The organism is Arthrobacter sp. NPDC055585 (assembly GCF_053619115.1).
Window position 1 is genome coordinate 29,868 of record NZ_JBSHIT010000013.1, and the last position, 25,842, is coordinate 55,709.

A 25,842-nucleotide genomic window follows, 5' to 3' on the forward strand; every position below is an offset into this window, starting at 1 on the left:
CGTGGCTACCCAGACCCAGCCGGCTCCGGCCGAACGCACCCCCGAGACCCGCAGCGGGCCGAAGCCCACGTCCAGGCGGGGGAAGCCCCGCACCGGGGCCTCGCTGCTGACCGCCCTGACCTGGATCATCGCCATCGGCTTCTTCTCCCCGGTGCTGTGGATGGTGCTGACCTCCTTCAAACAGGAATCAGCGGCAGCCTCCAACCCGCCGTCGTTCTTCTTCACACCCACCCTGGACCAGTACCGGGCGGTGCTCGACGCCGGTGCGGGCAGTTACTTCGTGAACTCGCTGATCGCCACCGGCGTCTCCACCCTGCTGGTGGTCATTCTGGCCGTTCCGGCGTCCTACGCGCTGAGCATCCGCCCGGTGAAGAAGACCCAGGACGTGCTGTTCTTCTTCATCTCCACGAAAATGCTGCCGGTGGTGGCGGTGATCATGCCGATCTACGTGATTGCCGGGCAGCTGAAGGTGCTGGACAACGTCTGGACGCTGGTGGTGCTCTACACGTCCATGAACCTGCCCATCGCCGTGTGGATGATGCGCTCCTTCTTCCAGGAAGTGCCCGCCGAGGTGCTGGAAGCGGCGCAGATGGACGGCGCCGGGCTGATCAAGACGCTGTGGCGGGTGCTGATGCCCATGGTGGCGCCCGGCCTGGCCGCCACGGCACTGATCTGCGTGATCTTCGCGTGGAACGAGTTCTTCTTCGCCCTGAACCTCACGGCCGCGAAATCGGCCACCGTGCCCGTCTTCCTGGTCTCCCAGATGACCAGTGAGGGCTTGTTCCTGGCACAGCTTTCGGCGGCGTCGGTGCTCGCGTCGCTGCCGGTGGTCCTGGCCGGCTGGGTGGCACAGAAACAGCTGGTCCGCGGCCTGTCGATGGGCGCAGTCAAGTGAGCGCCGGCGAATCCATGTCTGTCTCTGTGCTGGACGGACCGGGCAAGCTGCGGCTGGAGGAGCGGCCGGTGCCCGGTCCCGGGCCGGGGGAGGTCCTGGTGCGGATCGCCTCGGTGGGAGTCTGCGGATCGGACACGCATTACTTCCAGGAGGGGCGGATCGGCAGCTTTGTGGTCGAAGCCCCGCTGGTGCTGGGCCATGAGGCTTCCGGGCGGATCGAGGCAGTGGGCGACGGCGTCAATGAGGGTCTGGTGGGGCAGCGGGTTTCGCTGGAGCCGGGTATTCCGCGGCCGTACTCCGAGCAGACCCTGGCCGGGCACTACAACCTGGACCCCGATGTGCGGTTCTTCGCCACCCCGCCGGTGGATGGCGCCTTCGCCGAGTACGTGGTCCATCCGGCTGCCTTCGCCCATCCCGTTCCCGAAGGGCTCTCCGATGACGCGGCCGCCCTGCTGGAACCGCTGAGCGTGGCGCTCGCCGCGCGCGCTGCGGGGGAGGTGCAGCTGGGGGACAGGGTGCTCATTGCCGGCGCCGGTCCGATTGGCCTGCTGGTCTCCGCCGTCTGCGCGCTCGCTGGCGCCGACGTCACCATCACCGATGTCCGTGCCGAACGGCTGCAGGGCGCACCCCGCTACGGAGCTTCCCGCACCTTCACCGCAGCGGACGCCCCCGAAATGGCGCCGGAATACCAGGTCTTTATCGATGCCACCGGGGCGGAACGGGCCGTCCTTTCCGGCATGCAGCGGCTCGCGCCGCGCGGGCGCTGTGTCCTGGTGGGGATGGGCGCGGACACCATTGCGCTGCCGGTTCCGCTGGTCCAGGGCCGCGAACTGCGAATCACCGGAACCTTCCGCTACGCGAACACCTGGCCGCTGGCCATTTCCATTGCCGAAAAGGGGCTGGTGGACCTGGACGGGCTGGTCACCTCCCGGCACGGGCTCGACGACGTCGAGGCGGCCCTGGTTGCCGGGGCCCGCGAGGGTGCACTGAAAGCAGTCGTCACCCCGTAACCGTTTCCGTTCCTGCCGAGAGGCCAGTTACGGCTCTTCTGGGCGCTGAAACGAGCCGTAACTGGCCTTTCGATCGGTGATAGGTTCAAGCTGAACGCGCCAGACTCACGGGAGAGGACAGGCATGGCCCAGGCAGCGAAAGCGGTGGCACCGGATATTGCCCACGCCTCGAGCTTTTCCGAGTGGAAGCGGATTGTTTCCGATTCCTTCGTGCCGCTGGAAGCGTCCCCCGTCCACCCCGGTGACACTGTTTTCTCCGGTCGGCTGACCGGGCGCCGGCTGCGTGAACTGGCCATTGTGCAGGTTGATGCCATGGCGCACTGCGTGGAGCGCACACCGGAACTGATCAACGGGCCCGACGGCGGTTTCTACAAGCTCAGCCTGCAGCTTTCCGGCCGCGGCATCCTGCTCCAGGACGGCCGGGAGGCAGTGCTGGAGCCGGGCGACCTGGCCATCTACGACACCGGTGCCCCCTACACCCTGAGCTTCGAAAAGCAGTTCACCACGCTGGTGCTGATGTTCCCGAAGCAGCTGCTGGGACTCGCCCCGGAGGACATGGCGGAGATGACCGCCGTACGGCTGGGCCGCGGGCACCGGCTGGGCCGCGCCGTCGTTCCCTTCCTCACCCAGATCGGGCGGATGATGCCGGAGCTGGACGGTCCAATCGGGCACCGGCTGGCCATGAACACCGTGGACCTGCTCTCCACTCTGCTCGCCGACGAGGCCCATGCCCTGCCGGACGCCGAAGCCGGCGGCCAGGAACGGCTGCTGCGCCGGGTTCAGCACTTCATTGACGGCCAGCTCGCCAACCCGGACCTCTCGCCGGGCTACATTGCGGCCGCCCACTTTATGTCCGTCCGCAGCCTGCACAAGCTCTTCGAGGACTCCGGCACGACGGCCGCCGCCTGGATCCGGACCCGCCGCCTGGACGGTGCACGCCGGGACCTCGCCGACCCGCTGCAGGCCGATGTCCCGGTCGGAGCGATCGGCGCCCGGTGGGGGCTGCCGGATCCAGCGCATTTCAGCCGGGCGTTCCGCGCCGCCTACGGACAGTCGCCGTCGGCCTACCGCTCCGGACGCTAGCCCGGCGCGGGCATCCGTGCACGGGAAGACAACTGCCGCACGCGCAAAGCCAAGCAGAACAATAGTGATCTGGCGCACAGTGGGATCAGCGATCCGTCCCGCCGTTGCAAAGGAGCAATCATGCACACCACCGAATCCCTCAGCACCTACTCGGACCTGCTCGGAACCATTCCGGCAGCACCCGAAACCCGCGACATCCTGGATCCGGCCACCGGTGAGCTGGTAGCCGCCGCTCCCGTCCACACGGTCGCTGACCTCGAAGCTGCCGTGGCCTCCGCCCGCCTGGCCCAGCCGGAGTGGGCAGCCCTCGGCCACGCCGAACGCTCCGCGGCCCTGCTGAAGGCGGCCGACGCCGTGGAAGCCGCAGCCGAAGGCCTCGCCGAGCTGCTCTCCCGCGAGCAGGGCAAACCCCTGAACGGCCCCAACGCCCGCTTCGAAGTCGGTGCCTGCGCCGCCTGGCTGCGCGCCACGGCGTCGTTCGAACTGGCACCCGAGGTGCTGGTGGACGATGAAGGCGGCCGCGCCGAACTGCACTACCGCCCCCTCGGCGTGGTCGGCGCAATCGGCCCCTGGAACTGGCCCATGATGATCAGCATCTGGCAGCTGGCCCCGGCCCTGCGGATGGGCAACACCGTGGTGATGAAACCCTCCGAATACACCCCGCTTTCCGTCCTGGCACTGGCCGCCGTCCTGAACCAGGCACTGCCCGCCGGGGTGCTGCATGTGGTCTCCGGCGGACGGGACGTGGGTGAGTCCCTGGCCGGGCATCCGGACATCAACAAGGTCATGTTCACCGGATCCACCGCCACCGGCAAGGCGATCATCCGATCCTCCGCGGACACCGTGAAGCGCCTGACCCTGGAACTCGGCGGCAACGACGCCGGCATTGTGCTGCCCGACGCCGATCCCGCCGCCATCGCCGAAGACCTGTTCTGGGGCGCGTTCATCAACACCGGCCAGACCTGCGCCGCGCTGAAGCGCCTCTACGTGCACGAGGACATTTATGACGCCGTCGTCGACGCCCTTGCCGGCGTCGCGGCCGCCATGCCGATGGGTGTGGGGCTGGATGAAAACAACGTCCTGGGCCCGCTGCAGAACAAGGCCCAGTTCCAGATCGTCGCGGACCTGGTCCAGGCCGCGAAGGACGCCGGCGCGCGCATCGTCACGGGCGGAAACCCGGCAACGGACCAGCCGGGTTACTTCTACCCCGCCACTCTCGTAGCGGACATCGACAACGACAACCCGCTGGTCGCGCAGGAACAGTTCGGCCCCGCCCTGCCGATCATCCGCTACTCAACCGTGGATGAGGCAGTGGAAATGGCCAACGCGCTGGACGTGGGCCTCGGCGCCTCCGTCTGGTCCTCGGATAAGGATGCGGCCCTCGCCGTCGCTGCCCGCATCGAAGCCGGAACCGTCTGGATCAACAAGCACGGCGCCGTGGACCCGCGGATGCCGTTCGGCGGCGCCAAGCAGTCCGGTTACGGCCTGGAGTTCGGCGTCGAGGGGCTCAAGGCCCTCGGTGCCCCGCAGGTCCTCAGCTACTAACCCCCCCCCGATTAGCACGAACGAAAGCAACGAAGCTTCCATGGAAACCGAATACCTTGTCATTGGCGCCGGTTCGGCCGGCAACGTCGTCGCCCGCCGGCTGCTTGATGCCGGCAAGCGGGTCACCGTCCTCGAAGCGGGTGACCAGGACACGAATCCGCACATTGCCCACCTGAACACCCTGGGCGCGCTGTGGCACAGCCCGCAGGACTGGAACTACTACACCACTGAGCAGGCGGGTGCCTCCGGCCGCCGCATCCACCTTCCCCGGGGCAAGGTGATGGGCGGATCGCACGCCCTGAACGCATCCATCTGGGTGCGCGGCGACCGCTGGGACTACGATTCCTGGGCCGAGGCCGGGTGTGCCGGCTGGTCCTGGGAGGACGTGCTCCCTGTGTTCAAGGAGATTGAAAACTACGACGGCGGCGCCTCCGACACCCGCGGCACCGGTGGCCTGCTGGATGTCGTGGCGGACTTCCCGCGCAATCCCATCCAGGAGGACATGCTGGCCGGTGCGCAGGAGATCGGGCTGGCGCTGAACCCGGACTACAACTCCGGCAGCGTCGAGGGCGTGTCCCGGATGCAGCTGAACGTCCGGGACGGCAAGCGGTTCAACACCTGGCACGCCTACCTCAAGCCGGTCATGGACTCCCCGAACCTGACCCTGCTGACGGGCGCCCACGTCCGCCGCCTGCTGGTGGAAGACGGCGCGGTCCGCGGCGTCGAATTCGAACTCGGCGGGGAACTGCGAACCGTCCATGCTGCTGAGACGATCCTGTGCGCGGGGGCCATCAACTCCGCGGAACTCCTGCTGCGCTCCGGCATCGGTCCGGCCGCAGAGCTGGAGGCTGCCGGCGTCGAACCCGTCCTGGACCTGCCCGGGGTGGGCAAGAACCTGCAGGACCACCTGCTGGCTCCGGTAATCTTCTCCGCCGGTGCCCGCCCGGTGCCCGACGGTGAGGTGGCGCCCGCCGAGGTGCACCTGTTCGCCAAGTCCCGCCCCGAGCTGCCGGTTCCGGACACCCAGCCGATTTTCTTCTCCGTACCGATGTACTCGCAGGATTATGCGGGCGGGGAGATGACCGGCCCGGAGAACGGCTTCTCCATGCTCGGCGGGCTGGTGCGCCCTGCCAGCCGCGGCGAGATCACGCTGACCGGGCCGTCACCGGAAGATCCGCTGCGGATCGACCTGGGCGCGTTGTCCGAACAGGCCGACGTCGACTCCCTGGTCGCTTCCGTGCGGCAGTGCCGGGAGATCGGCCGGTCCGAGGCCCTGGCCGGCTGGGAACCCAAGGAACTGCACCCCGGCCCGGCCGTCTCCGACAGCGATGAGGACCTGGCGCAGTACGTCCGCGATTCAGTGGTTACCTACCACCACCAGGTGGGCACCTGCCGGATGGGCACCGACGAGCAGGCCGTGGTGGACCCGGCCGACCTGCGGGTGCGTGGTCTGGCCGGCATCAGGATCGCCGACGCCTCGGTCATGCCGATGGTTCCCACCGGCAACACCAACGCCCCGACGGTGATGATCGCCGAGCGGGCAGCGGGAATGATTCTGGGCTAGCCCCTTACTCGATCCCCACCGAGAGGCCAGAAACTGCCCGTATGAGCGCTCATACGGGCAGTTTCTGTCATGTCGATGAGGTGGATGTGTGGCTAGCCGTCGCAGAGGAGGTGGTACCAGCTGTCCGCCAGGACCTCGATCGCATGCTCGCGGTTGGGTTCCAGCTTGCGGCGGGTCCAGAGCGTGGCTACATAGTCCAGCTGGGTGAACGCCAGAGTGCCGCGGATGTGGTGGGTTTCGGGTGAGAAACGGCCTGCCTCTTCCATGCCGCGCACCAGGTCGGAGATAACTTCTTCGTGCCACGCTTCCATCATCGCGCGGACCTCCGGGTCAACCGCAGCGGCCTCGTCAAGGACGTCCAGATAGGGACGGAACACCGGCCACAGGGCGGCCCGGGATTCAAGCCAGGAGAGGATGCCGTCGAGTTTCCCTTCGCGGACGGCGTCCACGAGTTCGACGGCGGTGGAGGTGCTGTCCGGTCCGGCAGCCCGTTCCAGCACGGCATTCACCCGGGACATAAAGTCCTTCATCAGGTCGGTGCGTGAAGGGTAATAGGCGTAGAAGGTGACTCGGGTTGTCCCGGCGGCACTGGCGATCTCATCGATGGTGGTTGCCGCGTAGCCCTTGGCGGTAAACAGCTCCAGAGCCCGCTCCACGATGGTGTCCCGCGTGAGTTGTTTCTGGGCTTCTCTCAGCGACGACATGGAATAACCCTAACTGAATCGGGATGCCTGCAACGGCAGGCATCCCGATTCGCTCAAATCACCGGAACTGGTGCTGCGGCACCGGTGTTGGCCAGTCGGCGCAGGCGTGGAATGGGAATGCGGTAGTTGACCGCCACCGCCGTTCCGGAACCGTCCGGATGTGCCCAGCGCATCAGGACCGAGTGATCCGCGGGGCCGCTTTCACGGAAGTCAGGAGTGCCGGCGACGGGAGTCGGTCCCACAGCCTTCAGGGACAGGCCAAAACCCTCGGTCCAGAAGTACGGCTGGAAGGCCAGCTCCGGAGCCGCGTTCCCGTGCAGAAGCCCCAGCGCCGCAGTCTTGGCCTGCTCAATCGCGCTGGTCCACAGCGGCACCCGCTGGTGCCCCTGCGCCCCGGGGAACCACGCGACGTCGCCCGCTGCAACAATCTCCGGGCGAACGCGTCCGCGGGAGTCGGCCTGCAGCCGTCCGTCCGTGAGCAGCCCCGTTCCTTCCAGCCAGGCAGTATTCGCTGCGTCGCCGACGGCGCTGACCACCAGGTCCGCGCTGAGTACCGCGCCGTCCGGAAGCGCGACGGCGGGAGTCTCTCCGGTGCCCGTCAGCCGTGCCTTTCCGGCGGTGACGAAGCGCAGGCCCTGCCGGCGGGCTGCATCGATGAATGTCCCGGAGAGGTGGCTGCCCAGCTGGCGGGTGAGCGGCTGGACATCGGAAACCAGGGTCACCCGGCACCCCTGATGCAGGGCACCGGACGCAATTTCCATGCCCAGCGCTCCGCCGCCAACCACAATCACACTGGAACTGCCTGCTACCCGCTCCTTGAGAGCCACGGCGTCCTCGATGGTGCGCAGCGTCAGCTCCGGGGAATCCTCCCCGCCCAGCCGCCTTGCACTGGAACCGGACGCAATCACCAGCCCGTCATAGGGCAGTTCGGATCCGTCGTCCAGCCGCACGCGTTGCGCCTGGACTTCCAGCCCGCGGGCGCTGACACCGAGGATTTCCCGGGCCCCGTGGCTCGGTGCCGGAAGTTCATGCGCGCTGAGCTGGTTCTCGCCGTGCAGCAGCGCCTTGGACAGCGCCGGGCGGCTGTAGGGCTGGTGCGCTTCCGCCCCCACTACCGTCAGCTCGCCGTCGAAACCCGCCGCCCGCAGAGCGTCGCAGGCCGTCAGGCCCGCAATGCCGTTGCCAATGACGACGATTCGGCGCAGCGTCACGATGCCAGCCGCAGTGCCGCTACCGGGCAGATCCGCACCGCTGCCTTGGCGGCGTCCACGGCGGCGCCGTCCACCTCCGGGACGTCGATGACGAGCTCGCCCTCGTCATCCAGGTGCATCAGTTCCGGGGCGGCCTCTTCGCAGAGACCGTGCCCTTCGCAGCGCGGACGGTCCAGTTCAATCTTCATGCTGCCACTACCTTTACTACGGGGAGTTCTTCGAAGCTGCGGGTGATGTTGCTGGGGACGCGGACGCCCTCACCCGTGGTGATTTCCTGAATGTGCCGGGCGAGGGCCGCGATCACGGCGTGCCCTTCGAGCCGCGCCAACCCCTGCCCGGCGCAGCCGTGCGGACCGTAGCCGAAGGAGAGGTGGTCCACCGGGTTTCGGGTCACGTCGAACGTGTCCGGGTCCTCATAATGCCTGGGATCGTGGTTTCCTGCGCCGAAGAGGATGCCCACCTGTGAGCCCGCCGGAATGAGCGTGCCGTCCACTTCGACATCGCGGGTGGCGGTGCGCCCCCACACATGGATCGGCGGCCAGAACCGCAGTACTTCGGCAAACGCGGAGGGCACCAGGTCCGGGTTTTCGCGCAGGATGGCCAGCTGCTCCGGATGGCGGCCAAAGAGGGCTACTGCGTTGCCGATCGCGGCGATCGTGGTGTCCACCCCGGCTCCGAGGTACTGGTGGATGATGTGTCCGGCAGAACCGGCGGGAATGTCCCCGCGTGCCTCGGCGTCGAAGATCCCGCGGCCGATCGAGCCCGGCGTTAGGTCCTCAGCGGTGACGGAGGCGCACCAGCCATAGAGCTCCCCGGCAATCGGGAAGTTCTCCTGGGTGCGCTGGTTCAGCGGGCCCAGCACCTGCATGGCGGCCTGGCCCCAGCGGAGCATGTTGGCCTTGACCTGGCCGTTGAACCCGATCAGGTCCGCCACGATTTCGAGCGGGAAGGCCCGGGCAAGTGCATCGACTGCTTCGAAGCTGCCACGGGAGGCCAAGTCGGCCACCAGCAGGTCTGCCTTTTCATCGATGACAACCTTCAATTTGCGAAGTGCCCGCGGAGTCAGGTTCTCGGACAGGGCCGCCCGCAGCTGGGTGTGCTGGGGCGGGTCCGAGGCCAGCGAGGTACCCTGCAGTGCCTCATTCACCATGGGGTTGAAACCCAGGGACTTTGAGGAGAACGTGTCCGGATCCGCCAGGGCGTCTCGAATGAGGTCGTAGCGGGCAAGGACGTAGAGGTCGTTTTTGGGCAGGTACACCACGCCGGCCTGTTCCCGCAGGGTGGTGTAGGCGGGGAACGGGTCCAGCAGGACGGCGTCGTCCCAGAGATCGATATCTGACTCTGCACGTGGGTTCACGGCGGGCTCCTTCTTGTGGGTGGTTTTCTCAGTTTCCGGCGGGCACTGCTGCACGGGTTTCGGTTTCTGCGGCGGGGGAGGACGAGGACCGTCCGGGAACAAAGAGGGTCAGGATGGCGGAGACGGTCGCAGTGATTCCGGCTACCAGATAGACGGTCTGGAACCCCTGTCCCAGGGAGGATCCGGCTGCCCCCTGAATGGCGGGCTGGGCTGAATTGAGTGCCTGGACCATGCCGTCCACGGCGGCCTGGGGTGCCCCGGAAGCTGCTGCCTGTCCGCTGAAGCCTGCAATCACGTCCGGCCAGCCGGAGAGGAAAGCGAGCGGGGGGATCTGGGACAGTCCCTCAGCTGCCTCCGGGGGCAGTCCGGCGCCGCCGAGGATCCCGGCCAGCGGTGCCGCGAAGAGCGAGGCGCCAACGCTGAAGGCGATGGCCGAACCGATGACGGGTCCGAGGGCGAAGCCCAGGTCGCGCAGCAGGTTGGTGGTGGCCGAGGCCATGCCGATCTCCTGCGGTGCCACCGTGTTGATGGCGACGGCCGTGACAGATCCGACGGTAAGCGCGAAGCCCGTGCCGAGCAGGGCCAGCGGCGGAATGAATGCCGTCCAGGGGGTACCGCCAAAGGCTTCCGGTGTACCCAGGGCGAAGCCGGACAGCCAGTACCCTGCTGCGGCCATCAGGGCGAATCCGGCAGTGAGGACCCAGCGGGGGGCCACATGGTGGATCAGCCAGCCGACCACCGGAATGAATACGAAGGCGGGACCCTGGATGAAGACGAACAGCACGCCGACCTTCCAGGTTTCCGTCAGTGCCAGTCCGCCGACTGCCACGGACGTGCTGAAGCAGACCGCCAGGAAGGCGAACATGCCGATCACCGCCACGATGCCGGTAATCGAGTAGGCCCGGTTCTTGAAGAGTGAGAGGTGGATGAGCGGCTGTGATGTGCGGGACTCGATTGCAATGAACATTCCCAGCAGTGCAGCGCCGGCCACGTAGGCGGTGATTACCGCCGGTGAGCTAAAACCGGAATCGACGGCGGTGACGGTGGCGAACAGGGCAGCGATGAGGCCCAGTGCCAGGGTGGCCTGGCCGGGCAGGTCCAGTTTGCGGCCCTGCGGGGCTGCGGAATCCTGGGCGCGCAGGGAGAGCAGCAGCAGGATGGCACCCAGTGCGGCGGCCACGAAGTACGCCACGCGCCAGCCGCTGTAGACGTTGGGGTCTCCGGGGGCCGCTCCGGGAATGGTGAACAGCTGGGATGTGAGTCCGGCGAGGACGGGCGAGATGACTGCGCCCAGGGAGAGGAAACCGGCCCAGGTGGCGATCACCTTGGAGCGGGCACGGGGGTCAGGCGTAATCGCGGCGATCATCGAGAGCGAGATCGGAAAGAGGATGCCTGCACCGATGCCGCCGATTGCCTGGGCCGCGATCATGACGCCGGTGACCGGTGCCAGGGCTGCCAGTGCGGAACCGGCAATGGTGAGCCCTGCTCCGGCAATGAGGAGTTTCTTGCGACCAAAGAGGTCGCCGAGGACGCCCCAGCTGAGCTCGAACACCACGACGCCGATCATGAACACCCCGGCGATCCAGGTAAGCCCGGCGCCGGACGTGTGGAACTCCGCCGCAAAGGTGCCGTTCAGGGCCCCGGGCAGTGCATTGGTCATCTGGGCGAGCGTGACGGCGCTGTAGGCGGCAATGAAGGTTGCCCGGGCTGAGCCGCCACCTGCCGTCTGGATGTTCTGGCTCATCGGTGAAACTCCTTCGTTTCCTACGGACAGGCGGAACGCCTTAGTGAGCGGCGTCACTGGAGACAGTGTGAAGGCAATGTTTACAGCGTGTCAACAGTCACAACCATGTGGCTGCTTCACAAACAATTCGATAGGAATTAGCTTGACATCATGTAAAGAAAACTGTGAGGATAGCCACACAGCCGCGGGAACATGGCACAGGTCACACCCGCATCCGCACCAATCTTCCTAGGAGACGCCACGTGAGCGACTTCGCCGGCGACGACGCCAGCACCACTTCCGGCCCCCGGGTCAATACCGTTCTGGGGCCGGTTCCCGCCGCCGCGCTGGGGGTCACGGCGGTGCATGAAGCACTTCTCTCCGTTGTTCCCGGCGCCGAGTACGCCCCGGACATCACCATGGACCGCGCGGAAATCTTCGAGGTCCTGGCGGGAAAGCTGACGGACTTCCGAAATGCCGGCGGCGGCACGGTGGTGGACAGCACAGGCATGTTCCATGGGCGGGACCTGCCGCTTTATGAAGCACTTTCGAAGGCCACCGGCGTCCACATTGTGGCTTCCACCGGAATGGGACCGGAAGAGATGCTGGGCGGATATTTCCTCACCCCGCAGACCAACCCGCCAACGCCCTGGCCTGCTGACAAATTCGCCGCACTGTTCTCCCAGGAGGTAAAGGAGGGCATGGTGATTCCCCGCCTGGAGCGCCGTGCCGCCGCAGGCCTGGTGGCGACCGCTGCCGACCGTTCCGGGATCACCCCCACGGAGGAAAGCCTGTTCCGGGGTGCAGCCCGCACGGCGCTGGCAACCGGGATCCCTGTGTCGGTGCGTTTCGGCACGGATGCCGTCCGGGAACTGGCCCTGGTGCTGGAGGAAGGCCTGCCAGCGGACCGCGTAGTGGTGGGCGGGATGGACCGCAAGGACTCTGCCGGCACCGCCGTCGAAATTGCCCGCGCCGGCGCCTACGTGGCCCTGGACCACGTGGGCCTGAACGACGACGGCGCATACCTGGATGATGCCGAACGCACCATCCTTGTCCTCGAACTGGTGGAAGCCGGCTTCGCGGACCGGATCCTGCTCTCCTCCAATGCGATCGGCGTTGCAGTGGGCCAGCCGGATTATGAACTGCCCTACGGCCACGTGCTGACAAGCTTCCTGCCGTTCCTGAGCCGCCAGGGCCTCTCAGAAGCCGAAGCAAAGCTCATCACCGCGGACAATCCGCAGGCGCTTCTTTCCGTCCGCTAAGCGGACCCTCCCACAGGTTTCTTCTAGTTTTCGAGGTGTTGGTTTGTCGAAGGTAAACACAGTATTGGGAACGATCCCGGCTGAAGAGCTGGGGATCGTGGCGGTCCACGAGCACATCGGCTACGGCATGCCCGGCAGCGAGCTGGACTCGAAGTGGTGGAAAACGCCGGAGAAGCGGTACGCGGAGACCGTGCCGAAGCTGCGGCAGTTCCACGAGTACGGCGGCGGAACGTTCGTCGACGCGACCGGCATCTGCAACGGCCGGGACGTGGACTACTACAAGTCCCTGTCCAGGAAGACCGGTGTCCACATCATCGCCTGCACCGGCTTTGTAGGCGGAGACACAGCCCTGCCGCACTTTGCCCGGGCCTCTGTTGAGTACCTGGCCAAGGTCTTTGTCCACGAGATCACCGTGGGCATCGGGGACACCGGTGCCAAGGCCGGCGTCATCAAGGTCGGTGTCAGCCGCGGCGGCCGCATGACGGAGCTGGACAAGCGCATCTACCGCGCCGCGGCCCGCGCCGCTGCAGCCACCGGCGTGCCGATCCTGACCCACCTGGCCATCGATCCGCAGCCGGCCATCGATATCTTCAACCAGGAAGGCCTCCCGCTGGACCGGGTGCTCTTCGGCCACGCGGACGACGGACTGAACGCCCCGAACACACCCAGCGAATGGATCATGAGCCAGGGCGGGCGCATCGGATTCGACACCTTCGGGTATGAAACCGAGCTTCCCGATCCGCCGTTCTGGGCCCGCCCGCGCAAGGAACGTCTGGACCACTTCATGGATCTGGTGGAAAAGGGTCACCTGAACCAGCTTCTGGCCTCCGCAGACGCCAACTGCAGCCCGCTGGGCTGGCCTGGCGTCAAAGGCCACACGGTCAACTACATCTTCGAGGACCTGATTCCGGACCTGCAGCGGGCCGGACTGGATGAAGCATCCATCAAGGCCCTCTTCGTCGACAACCCTGCAGATTTCCTCTCTATCCACGCCTAACCAGCCATCCTGACCGCGGCGCAGTGAAGCGCCGCCCCAGAGAAAGCGATCCCGCCATGAAGACTTCAGAAATCCAGAACCTGTCCATCGCCGTCGTCGGCGGCGGCTACGGAGGCGCCGCCGCAGCCATCGCCCTGCGCAGCATCGGCGCGGAGAATGTCCACGTGTACGAGCAGGCACCGGCCCTGGGTCAGGTGGGAGCCGGGATCGGACTGCGGCCCATCACAGTGGAGCTGTTCCGTCAGTGGGGGATCTTCGATGAGATCGCCGCTGTCAGTTCCCCCAGCGACTACCTGGAAATCCTTTCTGCAGACGGCGGCCAGGTGCTCGCCCAGGAGGTCTGGCCGCAGCTGAACGACTTTGCCCAGCCCAACCACACACGCATCATCCACCGCGGCGACTTCATCGATGCCCTGCTGGGTGTCCTGCCCGAAGAAGTGGTTCACCTGGACCACAAGCTCACCGCCATCGAGGACCTGGGCGGGCAGGCCAAACTGACGTTCGAAAACGGCAATACCGTCACGGCCGACGTCGTAATCGGTGCCGACGGCATTCGGTCACTGGTCCGCAAGCAGCTGTTCTCCGACCAGGAGCCGGTCTTCGCCGGCGAGCACGCCTACCGCGCCGTCATCTCCCTCGAGGATGCTTTCGGCCTGGGCACCGAGGACAACAACCCCCGGTTCTACATGGGCCAGAACGGCACCATCGCCTACAACCTGCCCCTGCCGCACCGCGGCGAGCTCTCCTATGACATCACCGCCCCGTCTGCGGACGGCTCCTGGGCTCCGGAAATCACCAATGACTACCTCGTTTCCCTGCTCGAGGGCTTTGACGAGCGGATCGTGAACATTGCCCGGAACCTAGACCTGAGCAAGGTCACCAGCCGGTCCGTGTTCGACATTGACCCGGTTCGGAACTGGCACACGGACAGTGTGGCCCTGCTCGGCGACGCCGCCCACGCCATGCTGCACCACCAGGGCCAGGGCGCTAACTCGGCGATCCAGGACGCCCAGGGACTTGCCGACGCCTTCCTGGCAGCCGGCTCCGTTCCGGAAGCCCTCGCCGCGTACCAGGCCGCCCGCAAACCCGTAACCGATGAACTGCAGCGCCTGTCCCGCCTCGGCTGGAACGCCAACGCGGTTGAGAATGCGTTCCCCGAACAGGCCAGCGCGAAGTAGGAAAACACAGCTATGCCAATCCACCCCGAAATCGCCAAGATCCTCGCCACCCTGCCGGCACTCCCGGAAGGGCCGCTGAATCCCGAAGCCATGCGCGCCGACGAAGCCGCCCAGGTTCCGCCGGTGGCGGACCGCACCCCGGTACACCATGTCCAGGACACCGTCGCGGCAACGCCGTCCGGCGACGTACCTGTGCGCATCTACACTCCGGCCGAGGCCGACTCCTACGGTGTGCTGGTCTACTTCCATGGCGGTGCCTTCTTCCTGGGCAGCCTGGATACCCACGACCACGTGGCCCGCGCCCTTGCTAGGGAAAGCGGCTGGAAGGTCGTTTCCGTTGGCTACCGGCTCGCGCCGGAGGCAGCCTTCCCCGCTGGTTTGGAAGACAGTTACGGCGTTGTGAAATGGGTGGCAGAGCAGGGCCAGGCGCTGAACTGGAACGGAAAGGACCTGGCCGTGGCCGGGGACAGCTCCGGCGGAACCTTCGCCGCCGCCGTCACCGCCCTCGCCAAGGACCGCGGTTTTGACGCCATTACCGGACAGATCCTGTTCTATCCGTCGCTGGACCTGGATTTCGACGTCGACCGTTACGCCTCGATGCGGGAGAACGCGGTGGGCTACGGGCTGGAAACCGCCGGACTGAAACCGTTCAATGCGTTCTACCTGGACAGCGGGGCGGACCCGGAGGATCCGCGGGTCTCACCCATCAAGCGCGAAGACCTCTCCGGCCTGCCGCCGGCACTGGTCATCACTGCGGAGTTCGACCCGCTGCGAGATGAGGGCGAGCTCTACGCCGAGCGACTCCGCGCCGCCGGCGTCGAGACGGTCCTGAGCCGCTATGACGGTGCTAACCACGGGTTCGTGGCCAACTTCTCCTGGATCCCGGAGCTCTACGGCGCCCTGACTGAAGCAGGGGAGTTCCTCCGTGCCAGAAGCGCATCCTGATGCCGGCCGCCGTTCACCCGCTGGTCTCCCCGTGGGGCCGGTTTGGGCTCTACAGCTACTTCATCGACGCGCCGGAACCGGCGATCGTGGACACCGGCATTGCGTCGTCGCCGGCGGAAGGACTGTTTCCGGCGCTGAAGGAACTGGGACGCAGCATCAAGGAGGTCCGCTGGATCCTGCTCACGCACGGGCACATTGACCACCTCGGCGGGGCACAGGCGCTGCATGAGCTCACCGGCGGCAAGGCGAAGGTGGTCCTTCATCAGGCCGATGCGCCGCTGCTGCGTTCGCGCCAGGCGCACGTGGACGAATACGTGCACGGCCGGCACCGCTACCTGAACGCGCCGGACGGGATCGAACAGCAGACCAAGTCCGCCCAGGCCGTAATTTCAGGGGAGATGGAACCTGACGTCCTGCTCAAGGGCGGGGAAACCCTCTCCCTGGGCGGCGACGTGCGCGTCCGGGTGCATTCTGTTCCGGGGCACACCGAAGGATCGGTGGCCTACCAGCTGGACGGCGCCGTCTTCGTGGGTGACGCCGTGCAGATCCACGGAGCGGCGAACCGGTTCCCCGGGTACACCGATCCGGATGCCTACCGTGCGAGCCTGAAATACCTGCGCGATACCGTCCGGCCGGAGCGGCTATACCTGGGCCACCCTTACCGCGGAGCGGACGGCGAGCCCTACGGCGTCGAACTCGACGCCGGGCAGGCCAGGCGCGCCCTGGACGAGTCCCTGGCGCTGGAGGCCCGGATCCGGGCCAGCGTCACCGTCGCGCTCGAGGCAGGCCTGACGGAGACACGCTCGGTCTATTCACCGTTCGAAAAGGTTGCAGCGGACCTGGATTACACCGCTGATCCCACCCTGGAGCCCTCGCCGTTCTTCACGACGCTCGATGCCTACCGCAAGCAGTACACCCGGAAGCTTTCCTAGAAGGAGCCGCACCACACATGGCCACTTTCCAGACGATCCAGGCCGGCGGGATGCCGATCACGGTCCAGAAGGATCTGCGCATCCCGATGCGCGACGGAGTCGAACTCGCTGCCGACGCCTACCAGGGTGCCGGGGACAAGCCGCGCCCTGCGCTGGTGGCGCTCAGCCCGTACGGCAAGGAACTGCAGGCGCTGGCGCTGACCATGCCGCCGCAGCGCCGCCCCAGCCCCATGTGGGACGGCTGCATCGAGGCGGGGGACATAGCCAGGATCGTGAAGGAAGACTACGTCCACGTGATCGGCGACCTGCGCGGTTCCGGTGACTCCGGCGGCGAGCACATCGGCAACTACAACGCCGGCGGAGTCTCACTGGGCCAGGACGCCTATGACTTCATCGAATGGGTTGCCGAGCAGCCCTGGTGTGACGGCAACGTGGGCATGGTGGGCATTTCCTACTTCGGCTCCATGCAGGTCCTCGCCGCCGCCGAACGGCCGCCGCACTTGAAGGCGATCTTCGTCTCCGGCGGGCACTACGACTTCTACGAGACCACCTACCATGGCGGTGTCATGTGGTTTATGCCGCGGGCCGCCCGGGAAGGCCGCGGCGGTGACTCCGGCTGGGCGTTCACCGACCGGGTGAAGTCCCGGATGGTGGAGAAATTCGAACCCGCGGAACTGAAGAAGCTGGTTGCCGAGCGCCTTGCGGATCCCGACGTCGCGGCCTGGCCGAACCTGGTCCACGTACTGAACTACCCCACGAACCACGAGGCCTGGTTCGACATTGTGATGAACGACGTCGACGGCGAATGGTACGAGGAACGCAATCCGATCACGCTGGCCCCGAACATCGACATTCCGGTCTGGCTCCACCTGGACCAGGGCCGCGGCTGGACGCTGGACGGCACAATCGAGCTCTTTCACGCACTGAAGGGCCCGAAGAAACTGGACATTGGGCCCTACCCGCCCATGCAGTCCCGGCCGTTCATCGAAGAACACGACAAGATGTTCCGCTGGTACGACTACTGGATCAAGGGCATCGACAACGGTGTCATGGACGAACCCGCCGTGAGCGTCTTCGTGGAGGGGTCGCGCGAGGTTGTCACCGCCGACTCATGGCCGCCGAAGGACGTGGAGTACAAGCCGCTTTACCTGCGCACCCGCCGCAAGCTCTCTGACGAACCGGAGCTGCTGGGCACGCAGTGCGCAGCGCCGGACGGCTTCTACCAGGCGCCGCTGACCGTGACGGACAAGGTGGAAATCCTCTCCTGGTCCACCGACGCCTTCGAGCAGCGGACGGAAATGATCGGCACCGGGGCGGCGCACCTGTTCGTCGAGATTGACCAGCCGGACACCAACTTCATCCTGCGGCTCTGGGATGCGGCACCCAACGGCAAGCGCCAGCTCATCACCACCGGCTACCTCAAGGCCTCGCACCGGGAGCTGGACACGGAACGCACCACCGAGGGCAACCCGTACCATCCGCACACGCGGGCGGTTCCGGTGGAGCCGGGGAAGATCGAGGAGTACGTGGTGCGGCTGTATCCGTTCGCCAACACGTTCCTTCCCGGGCACAAACTGGTGGCGGAACTGTCCAACAACGAACCGCTGGCCGATGAGCACAACGCTCTGCTGCCCCCGGATGCCTTCCATTTGCCGGTGGGCCGGCCGGTAACGCACAAGATCTACCGCGACGCCGAGCATCACTCCCGGCTGGTGCTTCCCTTTACGGTCGGCTAGCCGTACCCCATTCACCGAGAGGCCAGTTACGGCCGGTTTGAGCGCTCAGACCAGCCGTAACTGGCCTTTCGATTGGTGGAGGGAGCTAGTAGGCGGCGGCTGCCGCGGCAGCGACGCGGCGCCCGGTCTCGATCGGCGACGCCGGGTACCCGCGCAGGTACGCCGCCAGGGTGCCGTTGTAGGCCAGTACGACGTCGTCGGCCAGATCGGCGGCACGGTCACCGGCCAGGGGGCGGGCAAAGTGCCGCAGCCGTTCGTTGAGCAGGCCGGTGTCCGCTGCAAGAACTCCGGCAAGCTCTTCTCCGGCGTCGGGCAGTTCGGTTGCTGTTGCAAGGAAAGCGCACCACCGGGCGGCAGGCTGGTGTTCCCGGTAGGCAGCGAGGGCATCAAAGACAGCCAGCAGCCGGTCCAGGTCACTGCCGGCACGAACCACGCACTGGTCCCACACTGCCTGCCATTCGGCCAGCCGGGCCCGCAGTGCCTCGGCAACGAGCCCGTCCTTGCTGCCAAAGTGGGCATAGAGCGTGGCGGCGGAAACGTCCGCGGCGCGCAGCAGGTCATCGACGGGGGTGGCCCGGATGCCGCGGGAAAAGAACACGTCTTCGGCAGCGGCAAGCAGCCGCCCGCGGGCCGGGAGTTTCTGGCCGGTGGTCATGGCCTAACTCTAGCCAGCCTTGTTCTGTAACGGTAGTTCTGTTTGACTGTAACGACCGTTCTGATCGAAGAAGTGGGAGGCCGGCAGTGCAGTGGAAACTCGTGGCCAGCGGGCTGGCCCTGATCGCGGCCACCTATGGTCTGGCCCGGTTCGGGTACGGCTTGTTCCTGCCCCGGTTCGCCGAAGCCTTTGAGTTGGGTCCCGGACTGTCCGGAGCGATCCAGGCCGGAAGCTTCCTCTCCTACTGCGTTACCGCACTGCTCGCGGCCCGGCTGGGCGGGCGTCCGCGGCTGGTGATTCTGCTGGCCGGGGCAACCGCTGCGCTTGGCGCCGCTGGAGTGGCCGCTGCACCGAATGCGGGGGTGCTGGCGGCAGCCGTCATCCTTGCCGGCGCAGGTGCCGGGTTTGCGACGCCTGGTCTCGTGACCCTCATCGAGTCCAACGTCGGGTCCCGGAGCCAGGAGAACGCACAGACCATCGTCAACTCCGGAACCGGCGCCGGACTCGTGGCCGCAGGGCTTCTGCTGATCCTGGTGGCAGGCCAGTGGCGGCTCGGATGGGCGGCCATTGCCGCCGTCGTTGTTCTGTCCACCATCGCGACGCTGCTTTCCGACCGCAAGAAGGCGGCGGTGGCGCCGGCACCACGGCCGGGCCGGAAGGAACTGGGGCTGCTGGGCCGGCCGCTGATGGCCGCGGGCCTGGCGGGTGCGGCGAGTGCTGCGGTCTGGACGTTCGGACGCACCATCCTGGCTGCGGGCACCGACACGGAGGTGTACTCGATCGGCGCGTGGATGGTGCTGGGAGCCTTCGGGATGCTCGGCGCCGGAGCGGGATCGATTGTCCAGAACTGGAGCCTGCGCACGGCGTGGACCGTGACTGCCGCACTGATGTCCGCCGCGACGCTGCTGCTGGCTGCAGCACCGGGGTTCCCTGCCGTCGCGTACGGCGCGGCAGCGCTGTTCGGTGCCAGTTATATTGCGCTGAGTGGAGTGCTGATCGTCTGGGCCGTGCGGATTCTTCCCGGAAACGGCTCTGCGGGAACGGTTGCCCTCTTTATTGCCCTCGCCGTGGGCCAGGCAGGCGGTTCCGTGGGGCTGGGCGCCGTTCTTCAGCCTGAGACGCCGTTGCCCGCCTTCGGCCTGGCCGCCGCCGTCGGGGTCCTGTCGATCATTCCAGCCTGGGTCCGTGGGAGTGCGTCCGCGACAGAGAACGACGGCGCTGCCTCCGCGGCCGGAACCGGCGCCCGCCGCACCTAGCCGGAGTGCCCACTTCCCATCGAGAGGCCAGTTACGGCTGGTTACGGCGCCCAAACGGGCCGTAACTGGCCTCTCGAGGGGGGCGTTTTGGTCAGGCCACACGGTTGCTCGTACCGTTGTCCTGCGACGTACGGGGCTGGTCCTCGGGAGAGGACACCGAAGACATGGGCAACACCCCTGCCACGGTTCAGGCGCCGGAGCACACAGCGCCGGAGCGCACCGCACCCCCGCAGCAGGTCCCAACCCGGCGGACTGCCGGAATCCTGCTCGCCGTCTGCATTGTGCTCATCGGCCTGAACCTGCGCACCGTCTTCTCCAGCTTCTCGGCGATCCTCCCGGAGATCACCGACGCCTCCGGAATGCCGCCGGCCCTGGTCAGCGTGCTCACGACCGGACCGGTGCTGCTGCTGGGCCTCGTCGCTCCTGCTGCTCCTGCGCTGGCCAGGAAACTGGGCATTGAACGCACCATCCTCGCCGCGATGGTGGTCCTCACCGCCGGGCTCGCCGTCCGCGGCACCGGCGACTTCACCGCCATGGCCGCCGGAACAGTCGCCGCCGGCGCAGGCATCGGCATCGTCAACGTCCTTCTGCCCACGCTGGTCAAACGCGACTTCCAGCACCGGCTGGGCCTGATGAGCGGCCTCTATACGGGATCCATCTGCGCCGCCGCCGCGCTGGGAGCCGGATTCACCCAGCCGCTGCTGCAGGCCACCGGGTCCTGGCAGGAGGCGCTCGCGTTCTGGACACTCCCGGCGGCCCTGGTGGTCCTGCTTTTCGCGCCGCTGGCCTTGCGCCGCGGCCGGACGCCGGCGGCAGCGCAGGCCGACGCCGGCCCTTCGGTCTGGCGTTCGCCGCTGGCCTGGCAGATCACCGGCTTTATGGCGCTGCAGGCCATGATGTCCTTCAGCGTCTTTGCCTGGCTGGCACCGATCCTGCGGGAACGGGGGATCGACGGCACCGTGGCCGGCTATGTGGTGGCCGGCTCGATCGTGGTGCAGGTCCTTGGGTCCTTCCTCGCACCGCCGCTGGCAGCCCGCCTGCGCAGCCAGGGCTGGCTGAACGCCGGAATCGCGCTGCTGACCGGCGCGGGATTCGCGCTCACGATCCTGGGCCCGCTGGACCTCATCTGGGTCTGGGCGGTAATGCTCGGCGTCGGGCAGGGCAGCCTGACGGCGCTGGCGCTGACCATGATCGTGCTGCGCACGCACGACGCGGCCACCGCGGCCCGCGTGTCCGGCATGATGCAGTGCGTCGGCTACGGGGTGGGTTCCTCCGGAACGCTGCTCGTGGGCATCCTGCACACCGCCTCGGGCTCCTTCACCCCCGCCGCGGTGATGTTCCTGGGCATCGGAGCCGCAGCCGCGGGCATGGGCTTCCTGGCCGGCCGCGCCCGCTTCGTCGGCGATCCGACCGCAGGCTAGGGCAGCACCGCGGCCAGGGGAGCCGTGATCGTGTAACCGTCCAGTTCCCCGGGATCGGAGAGGCCCGAGGCCGCGCTCGTGACCAGCACCTGGTCTCCGAGAACCAGAACACTGGTGGGCTGCCGGACCGGCACCGGGACCGAGGTGAGCCGTTTCCCGTCTTCGCCATACACATCCAGCCGCGAGGCGCCCCATACCGCGCTCCAAATCCGGCCCGCGGCGTCCACGGACATGCCGTCGGGATTCCCGTCCGGCACCCGGGCGAACACCTCCGCAGCACCGGGGTCCGCCGTCGTCGTCTTCAGGATTGTTCCCGCCTCGGTATCCGAAACCAGCACACTGCGGCCGTCGGGCAGGAAGAGCGGACCGTTGGGAATGGGAATGCCGGTGCGCAGCCGCACGACCGCGTTGCCCGCCGGGTCCCAGCGCCACACCGCGCCGTCGGGGTCTGACCCGTCGTGGACCATCGTTCCGAACCACAGTGATCCGTCCGGCGCGAAGGCGCCGTCGTTGACGCGATGGCGCGCCGGGTCCAGGCCGGTTCCAGCCAGCGGCACGGACGTGCCGTCAGCGAGCAGCTCGACGACGCCGGTGCCTGCCGCGCCGATCAGCCGTCCCATTGGATCGTCCTCGGCAAAACCCAGCGGCTCCGGAAGACGGTGGGTGAGCACCGGAGTTCCGTTCCCGGGTGCCCAGGCATAGAGTTCCCCGTTCACCAGGTCCACCCACCGGGCGCCGTCCGCGGTGCGCCGCAGCCCTTCACCGAGTTCAAGTGCGTGGGTACTGACCGGGGTCCACTGTGTCTGGTCCATGCCTGCCTTTCCTGAGGATTGCGGGTGCGGAAGTAATCTATCGGACCTGCCTGCTCCGGCGGGGGACGTGGTGCTAATCTCAGTTCTGCGAAGGCGGGCACCGGCCGGTGCTAACTACCTGGCATTTCCCGGCCGGAGAGACCGCCGGGGCCATGATCGCAGGGGGCAGTACCCATGAACTCAGACGCCGCATACCTTTCCCGGGCCATCGAGCTGGCCACCGCAAACGTCGCAGACAACGGCGGACCGTTCGGAGCCGTCATTGTCACCCCGGACGGAAGGACGTTCGACGGCGTCAACCGGGTTACCGCCAGCAATGATCCCACCGCGCACGCGGAAGTGACGGCCATCCGCAACGCCTGCGCCGCACTGGAAACGTTCAACCTCAGCGGTGCGGTGCTTTACACCAGCTGCGAACCCTGTCCCATGTGCCTGGCCTCGGCCCTCTGGGCGCGGATTGACCGGGTGGTCTACGCAGCGGACCGGCACGACGCCGCGGCCGCAGGGTTCGACGACGTCGTCTTCTACGAATACTTCGAGACTCCTCTCGAGGAACGCTCGATGCCCGTGAACCAGCTGCCCGGTGACACCCGGACCGCACCCTTTGACGCCTGGAACGCCGCGGCGTCGCGCATCGACTACTAACCAGCCGGCGTCTGGAGCCCGTTCCGGTCATCCGGCACTGCGGGGGTCCCGCGGCGGCAGTGAGAGCCGTATCCTCCAAGAATGGACCCGGTTCGTGTGTGCCTGTGGATCTTTCTGGCGACTTCTGCCGCCACGTGGATCCTGTCCCTGATCACCCGCGAATACTCCTGGACAGACCGGATCTGGTCGATCGTTCCGGTGGCGTACGTGTGGGTGTTCGCCGCGGCGTCGGGCTGGGAAGCAAGGCTGGTGCTGATGGCAGTCCTGGTGACGCTCTGGGGCGCCCGGCTCACCTTCAACTTCGCCCGCAAGGGCGGCTACGCGCCCGGCGGCGAAGACTACCGGTGGGCGATTCTTCGCGGCAGGCTGCGGCCATGGCAGTTCCAGCTGTTCAACCTGGCATTCATTAGCCTCTACCAGAACCTGATCATCTGGCTGATGACACTTCCGGCCCTGACGGTATTCGAGAATCCGGGACCGCTCAGTGCCTGGGACTGGGCGCTCGCCGTCCTGTTCGTGGCAGCCCTCGCGGGGGAGACCACGGCTGACCAGCAGCAGTGGAACTACCAGCAGTGGAAAAAGGCCGAACGGGCCGCGGGCCGGGAAGCCGGGCAGGGCTTCGTCCAGACCGGACTGTTCCGCTATTCACGGCACCCCAACTTCTTCTTCGAACAGGCACAGTGGTGGCTGTTCTACGGCTTCGCGGTAACCGCCTCCGGCGTCTGGCTGCACCTCACCATCGCCGGCCCCGTGCTGCTGACGCTGCTCTTCGCCGGATCCACGGTCTTCACGGAGAGCATTTCGTCCAGCCGTTATCCCGCGTACGCGCAGTACCAGCGGCGCACCTCACCCATCATTCCGCTGCCGCAGCGCGGCCGCTCCCGCCCGCTCGAAGCGGGCTGAGGGTACTGCAGGCCTGCGCGCTACAGCTTCGAGGTGAGAGAAGCGCTGAGCTGAGTGGACCGTGCGCCGGGCTCAATTACCTTGGCGAAACAGGTCGAATGCGGCAGGTCGGCGTACGGACCGAAGTTCGGCACCTCGGTGTACCCCGCCTGGGAGTAGAACCGCTTCCCGTCGGACTGGGCCGATCCAGCCTCGGCCGTGACGGCTCCGAAACCCGCGGCTCGGGCACGGAATTCCAGCGAGGACAGGATGGCTGTGGCGATTCCTGAACCGCGGGCGTAGGGCAGCACGTAAATCCGCTTGATTTCCGCCGTCGAGCGGTCCAGCCGCCGGAGCCCCCCACACCCCAGCGGCTGTCCCGAACTGCGTTCATAGGCGATTACGAACACAGCTGTGTCCTCTTCGGTGGGCGGGGACGGGTCGTGCCCGGTGCCCCCGAAGCGGGAGTCAAGTTCAGCCTGCTGCGCCCGCCGCAGGTCCGCGCCCACCGGGTTGGACCAGGGCACTTCACGGATGGTCAGGTTCGGGGGAAGCGGGAACAAGTGAACCTCCTGGGCCTGCGGGACTGGTTCACCTCAATCTACGAACCCCGGATTACCGCCGTGTTTCCGCTGTGTGAGAACTGGACTAAGGCAAATACACGATTCGCCAAGACATGCAAAAATGGAAGGGATGACTTCCCCCAAAACTTCCCCAGCTGCCCTGAGCGTGCCCGGCGACAAGCCGCAGGTGCGTCCCGCAACCGAAGGCTGGGAGCAGGCCAAGGAGCCAGACGGCCGGCCCCTGCTGCAGTTCAAATCCCCCCGGGTTTCCCAGCCCCCGGAACACCTCGCTGACCTGACGCTTGCCCAGCGACAGGAGAAGCTCAAGTCCCTGGGGCTGCCCGCGTTCCGCGCCAAGCAGCTCTCGGTGCACTACTTCCAGCACTACACCACAGACCCCGAGAAGATGAGCGACCTCCCCAAGGAGCGCCGCGACGAGCTGGTGGCGGAGATGTTCCCCACCCTGCTCACCGAGGTGAAGCGCCTGACCACGGACAAGGGCGACACCATCAAGTTCCTCTGGCGGCTGTTTGACGGTTCGCTCGTTGAATCGGTGCTCATGCGTTACCCGGGCCGGATCACGCTCTGCGTTTCCAGCCAGTGCGGCTGCGGGATGAACTGCCCGTTCTGCGCCACCGGCCAGGCCGGTCTCACCCGGAACATGTCCACCGCGGAAATCCTGGACCAGATTGTCCAGGCCAACCGGGTCATCGCCGAAGGCGGGCTGGGCGGCAAGCGCCGCGACGGCGGACACGACGCCGAGCGCGTCACCAACATTGTCTTTATGGGCATGGGCGAACCGCTGGCCAACTACAAGCGCGTCATGAACGCCGTGCACCGTATGGCCGCCGAGGCTCCCGAGGGCCTGGGCATGAGCGCCCGGAACATCACGGTCTCCACCGTGGGGCTGGTTCCCGCGATCAAGAAGCTGGCCGAGGAAAACATCCCGGTCACCTTCGCGCTGAGCCTGCACGCACCGGATGATGAACTGCGTGATGACCTGATTCCGGTCAACAGCCGCTGGAAGGTGGATGAGGCGCTCGACGCCGCGTACAACTACTACCGCACCACCGGCCGCCGCGTCTCGATCGAGTACGCGCTGATCAAGGACATGAACGACCACCCGTGGCGTGCAGCCCTGCTGGCCAAGAAGCTAAACTCCCGCGGCCGCGGCTGGGTCCACGTGAACCCGATCCCGCTGAACCCCACCCCGGGCTCCATCTGGACTTCGCCGGAACCGGACGTGATCCAGGAGTTCATCGACACGCTGATCGACGCCGGTGTTCCCACCACGGTCCGCGACACCCGCGGCAAGGAGATCGACGGCGCCTGCGGCCAGCTCGCAGCGGCTGACTAGCGCCGGTTCCGCTCCGGTTTGTGCCAAACGCTCCGCGGCGAACCGGAGCAGGATCCCAAAACGGAGCAAAACATAAACAACGACGGCGGGAGGCCGGGTTTTCGAACCC

At 66.9% G+C, this 25,842-nt stretch carries 24 protein-coding genes; 16 read left to right on the forward strand and 8 right to left on the reverse strand.

Features of this window, described 5'->3' with window-relative positions; all coding sequences use genetic code 11:
- Nucleotide 1: 1 nt before the first annotated feature.
- The 5 genes from ACWGQ2_RS17630 (at nt 2) to ACWGQ2_RS17650 (ending at nt 6,097) form a co-directional block, all read left to right on the forward strand.
- On the forward strand, nt 2-895 hold the full coding sequence (locus ACWGQ2_RS17630; protein WP_452019540.1) for a carbohydrate ABC transporter permease: 894 nt from the start codon (nt 2-4) through the stop codon (nt 893-895).
- Nucleotides 892-1,905, forward strand: coding sequence for an NAD(P)-dependent alcohol dehydrogenase (locus tag ACWGQ2_RS17635; protein WP_452019541.1), 1,014 nt, complete (start codon nt 892-894; stop codon nt 1,903-1,905). The genes ACWGQ2_RS17630 and ACWGQ2_RS17635 overlap by 4 nt, the downstream gene beginning before the upstream one ends.
- A gap of 123 nt (nt 1,906-2,028) precedes the next feature.
- Nucleotides 2,029-2,988: an AraC-like ligand-binding domain-containing protein gene (locus tag ACWGQ2_RS17640; protein WP_452019542.1), complete on the forward strand. Its 960-nt coding sequence runs from the start codon at nt 2,029-2,031 to the stop codon at nt 2,986-2,988.
- 120 nt (nt 2,989-3,108) lie between these two features.
- The gene (locus ACWGQ2_RS17645; RefSeq protein ID WP_452019543.1) at nt 3,109-4,533 is read left to right on the forward strand and encodes an aldehyde dehydrogenase family protein; all 1,425 of its coding nucleotides are present in this window, start codon (nt 3,109-3,111) and stop codon (nt 4,531-4,533) included.
- 40 nt (nt 4,534-4,573) lie between these two features.
- Nucleotides 4,574-6,097 (forward strand): GMC family oxidoreductase, encoded by a 1,524-nt coding sequence (locus ACWGQ2_RS17650; protein WP_452019544.1) that lies wholly within the window; start codon nt 4,574-4,576, stop codon nt 6,095-6,097.
- A gap of 92 nt (nt 6,098-6,189) precedes the next feature.
- Here ACWGQ2_RS17650 and ACWGQ2_RS17655 read toward each other — a convergent pair whose 3' ends face one another.
- Genes ACWGQ2_RS17655 through ACWGQ2_RS17675 form a run of 5 tightly spaced genes read right to left on the reverse strand, consistent with a single transcriptional unit; the run spans nt 6,190 to nt 11,113 of the window.
- Complete coding sequence (locus ACWGQ2_RS17655; RefSeq protein WP_452019545.1) at nt 6,190-6,801, reverse strand: TetR/AcrR family transcriptional regulator; 612 nt, start codon at nt 6,799-6,801, stop codon at nt 6,190-6,192.
- Nucleotides 6,802-6,854: 53 nt separating this feature from the next.
- Nucleotides 6,855-8,012, reverse strand: coding sequence for an NAD(P)/FAD-dependent oxidoreductase (locus ACWGQ2_RS17660; RefSeq protein ID WP_452019546.1), 1,158 nt, complete (start codon nt 8,010-8,012; stop codon nt 6,855-6,857).
- Nucleotides 8,009-8,200, reverse strand: coding sequence for a ferredoxin (locus ACWGQ2_RS17665; protein WP_452019547.1), 192 nt, complete (start codon nt 8,198-8,200; stop codon nt 8,009-8,011). The genes ACWGQ2_RS17660 and ACWGQ2_RS17665 overlap by 4 nt, the downstream gene beginning before the upstream one ends.
- Nucleotides 8,197-9,369 (reverse strand): cytochrome P450, encoded by a 1,173-nt coding sequence (locus ACWGQ2_RS17670; protein ID WP_452019548.1) that lies wholly within the window; start codon nt 9,367-9,369, stop codon nt 8,197-8,199. The genes ACWGQ2_RS17665 and ACWGQ2_RS17670 overlap by 4 nt, the downstream gene beginning before the upstream one ends.
- A 28-nt stretch (nt 9,370-9,397) precedes the next feature.
- Entirely contained in the window at nt 9,398-11,113 is a 1,716-nt protein-coding gene (locus tag ACWGQ2_RS17675) for an MFS transporter (RefSeq protein WP_452019549.1), read from the reverse strand.
- A 242-nt stretch (nt 11,114-11,355) separates the two neighbouring features.
- Between ACWGQ2_RS17675 and ACWGQ2_RS17680 the strand changes: the two genes are divergently transcribed.
- From ACWGQ2_RS17680 to ACWGQ2_RS17705, 6 genes are all read left to right on the forward strand, one after another.
- Nucleotides 11,356-12,354 (forward strand): phosphotriesterase family protein, encoded by a 999-nt coding sequence (locus ACWGQ2_RS17680; protein WP_452019550.1) that lies wholly within the window; start codon nt 11,356-11,358, stop codon nt 12,352-12,354.
- A 64-nt stretch (nt 12,355-12,418) separates the two neighbouring features.
- A complete protein-coding gene (locus tag ACWGQ2_RS17685) occupies nt 12,419-13,351 on the forward strand; it encodes a phosphotriesterase family protein (protein WP_452019551.1) in 933 nt (310 codons plus the stop codon).
- Nucleotides 13,352-13,407: 56 nt separating this feature from the next.
- Nucleotides 13,408-14,529, forward strand: coding sequence for an FAD-dependent oxidoreductase (locus ACWGQ2_RS17690; RefSeq protein ID WP_452019552.1), 1,122 nt, complete (start codon nt 13,408-13,410; stop codon nt 14,527-14,529).
- 12 nt (nt 14,530-14,541) lie between these two features.
- A complete protein-coding gene (locus tag ACWGQ2_RS17695; RefSeq protein WP_452019553.1) occupies nt 14,542-15,474 on the forward strand; it encodes an alpha/beta hydrolase in 933 nt (310 codons plus the stop codon).
- Nucleotides 15,474-16,406 carry an MBL fold metallo-hydrolase gene (locus tag ACWGQ2_RS17700; RefSeq protein WP_452019554.1) on the forward strand — a complete coding sequence of 311 codons (933 nt, stop codon included), beginning with the start codon at nt 15,474-15,476 and terminating at the stop codon, nt 16,404-16,406. The genes ACWGQ2_RS17695 and ACWGQ2_RS17700 overlap by 1 nt, the downstream gene beginning before the upstream one ends.
- Before the next feature lie 17 nt (nt 16,407-16,423).
- The gene (locus ACWGQ2_RS17705; RefSeq protein WP_452019555.1) at nt 16,424-18,142 is read left to right on the forward strand and encodes a CocE/NonD family hydrolase; all 1,719 of its coding nucleotides are present in this window, start codon (nt 16,424-16,426) and stop codon (nt 18,140-18,142) included.
- An 85-nt stretch (nt 18,143-18,227) separates the two neighbouring features.
- Here ACWGQ2_RS17705 and ACWGQ2_RS17710 read toward each other — a convergent pair whose 3' ends face one another.
- Complete coding sequence (locus tag ACWGQ2_RS17710) at nt 18,228-18,797, reverse strand: TetR/AcrR family transcriptional regulator (protein WP_452019556.1); 570 nt, start codon at nt 18,795-18,797, stop codon at nt 18,228-18,230.
- Between the two features lie 86 nt (nt 18,798-18,883).
- Between ACWGQ2_RS17710 and ACWGQ2_RS17715 the strand changes: the two genes are divergently transcribed.
- On the forward strand, nt 18,884-20,053 hold the full coding sequence (locus tag ACWGQ2_RS17715; RefSeq protein ID WP_452019557.1) for an MFS transporter: 1,170 nt from the start codon (nt 18,884-18,886) through the stop codon (nt 20,051-20,053).
- Nucleotides 20,054-20,217: 164 nt separating this feature from the next.
- A complete protein-coding gene (locus ACWGQ2_RS17720) occupies nt 20,218-21,474 on the forward strand; it encodes an MFS transporter (protein WP_452019558.1) in 1,257 nt (418 codons plus the stop codon).
- Here ACWGQ2_RS17720 and ACWGQ2_RS17725 read toward each other — a convergent pair.
- Nucleotides 21,471-22,286, reverse strand: a complete 816-nt coding sequence (locus tag ACWGQ2_RS17725; RefSeq protein ID WP_452019559.1) for an SMP-30/gluconolactonase/LRE family protein — start codon at nt 22,284-22,286, stop codon at nt 21,471-21,473. The two genes, ACWGQ2_RS17720 and ACWGQ2_RS17725, sit on opposite strands and share 4 nt — an antisense overlap.
- A 174-nt stretch (nt 22,287-22,460) precedes the next feature.
- Between ACWGQ2_RS17725 and ACWGQ2_RS17730 the strand changes: the two genes are divergently transcribed.
- Together ACWGQ2_RS17730 and ACWGQ2_RS17735 are read left to right on the forward strand one after the other, a co-directional pair.
- Nucleotides 22,461-22,931 carry a nucleoside deaminase gene (locus ACWGQ2_RS17730; protein ID WP_452019560.1) on the forward strand — a complete coding sequence of 157 codons (471 nt, stop codon included), beginning with the start codon at nt 22,461-22,463 and terminating at the stop codon, nt 22,929-22,931.
- Nucleotides 22,932-23,012: 81 nt separating this feature from the next.
- Nucleotides 23,013-23,834: a DUF1295 domain-containing protein gene (locus ACWGQ2_RS17735; protein ID WP_452019561.1), complete on the forward strand. Its 822-nt coding sequence runs from the start codon at nt 23,013-23,015 to the stop codon at nt 23,832-23,834.
- Between the two features lie 20 nt (nt 23,835-23,854).
- Here the strand turns inward: ACWGQ2_RS17735 and ACWGQ2_RS17740 are convergent, their stop codons facing one another.
- A complete protein-coding gene (locus ACWGQ2_RS17740; RefSeq protein WP_452019562.1) occupies nt 23,855-24,376 on the reverse strand; it encodes a GNAT family N-acetyltransferase in 522 nt (173 codons plus the stop codon).
- A 130-nt stretch (nt 24,377-24,506) separates the two neighbouring features.
- Between ACWGQ2_RS17740 and rlmN the strand changes: the two genes are divergently transcribed.
- A complete protein-coding gene (gene rlmN / locus ACWGQ2_RS17745; protein WP_452019563.1) occupies nt 24,507-25,733 on the forward strand; it encodes a 23S rRNA (adenine(2503)-C(2))-methyltransferase RlmN in 1,227 nt (408 codons plus the stop codon).
- Nucleotides 25,734-25,842: the final 109 nt, after the last annotated feature.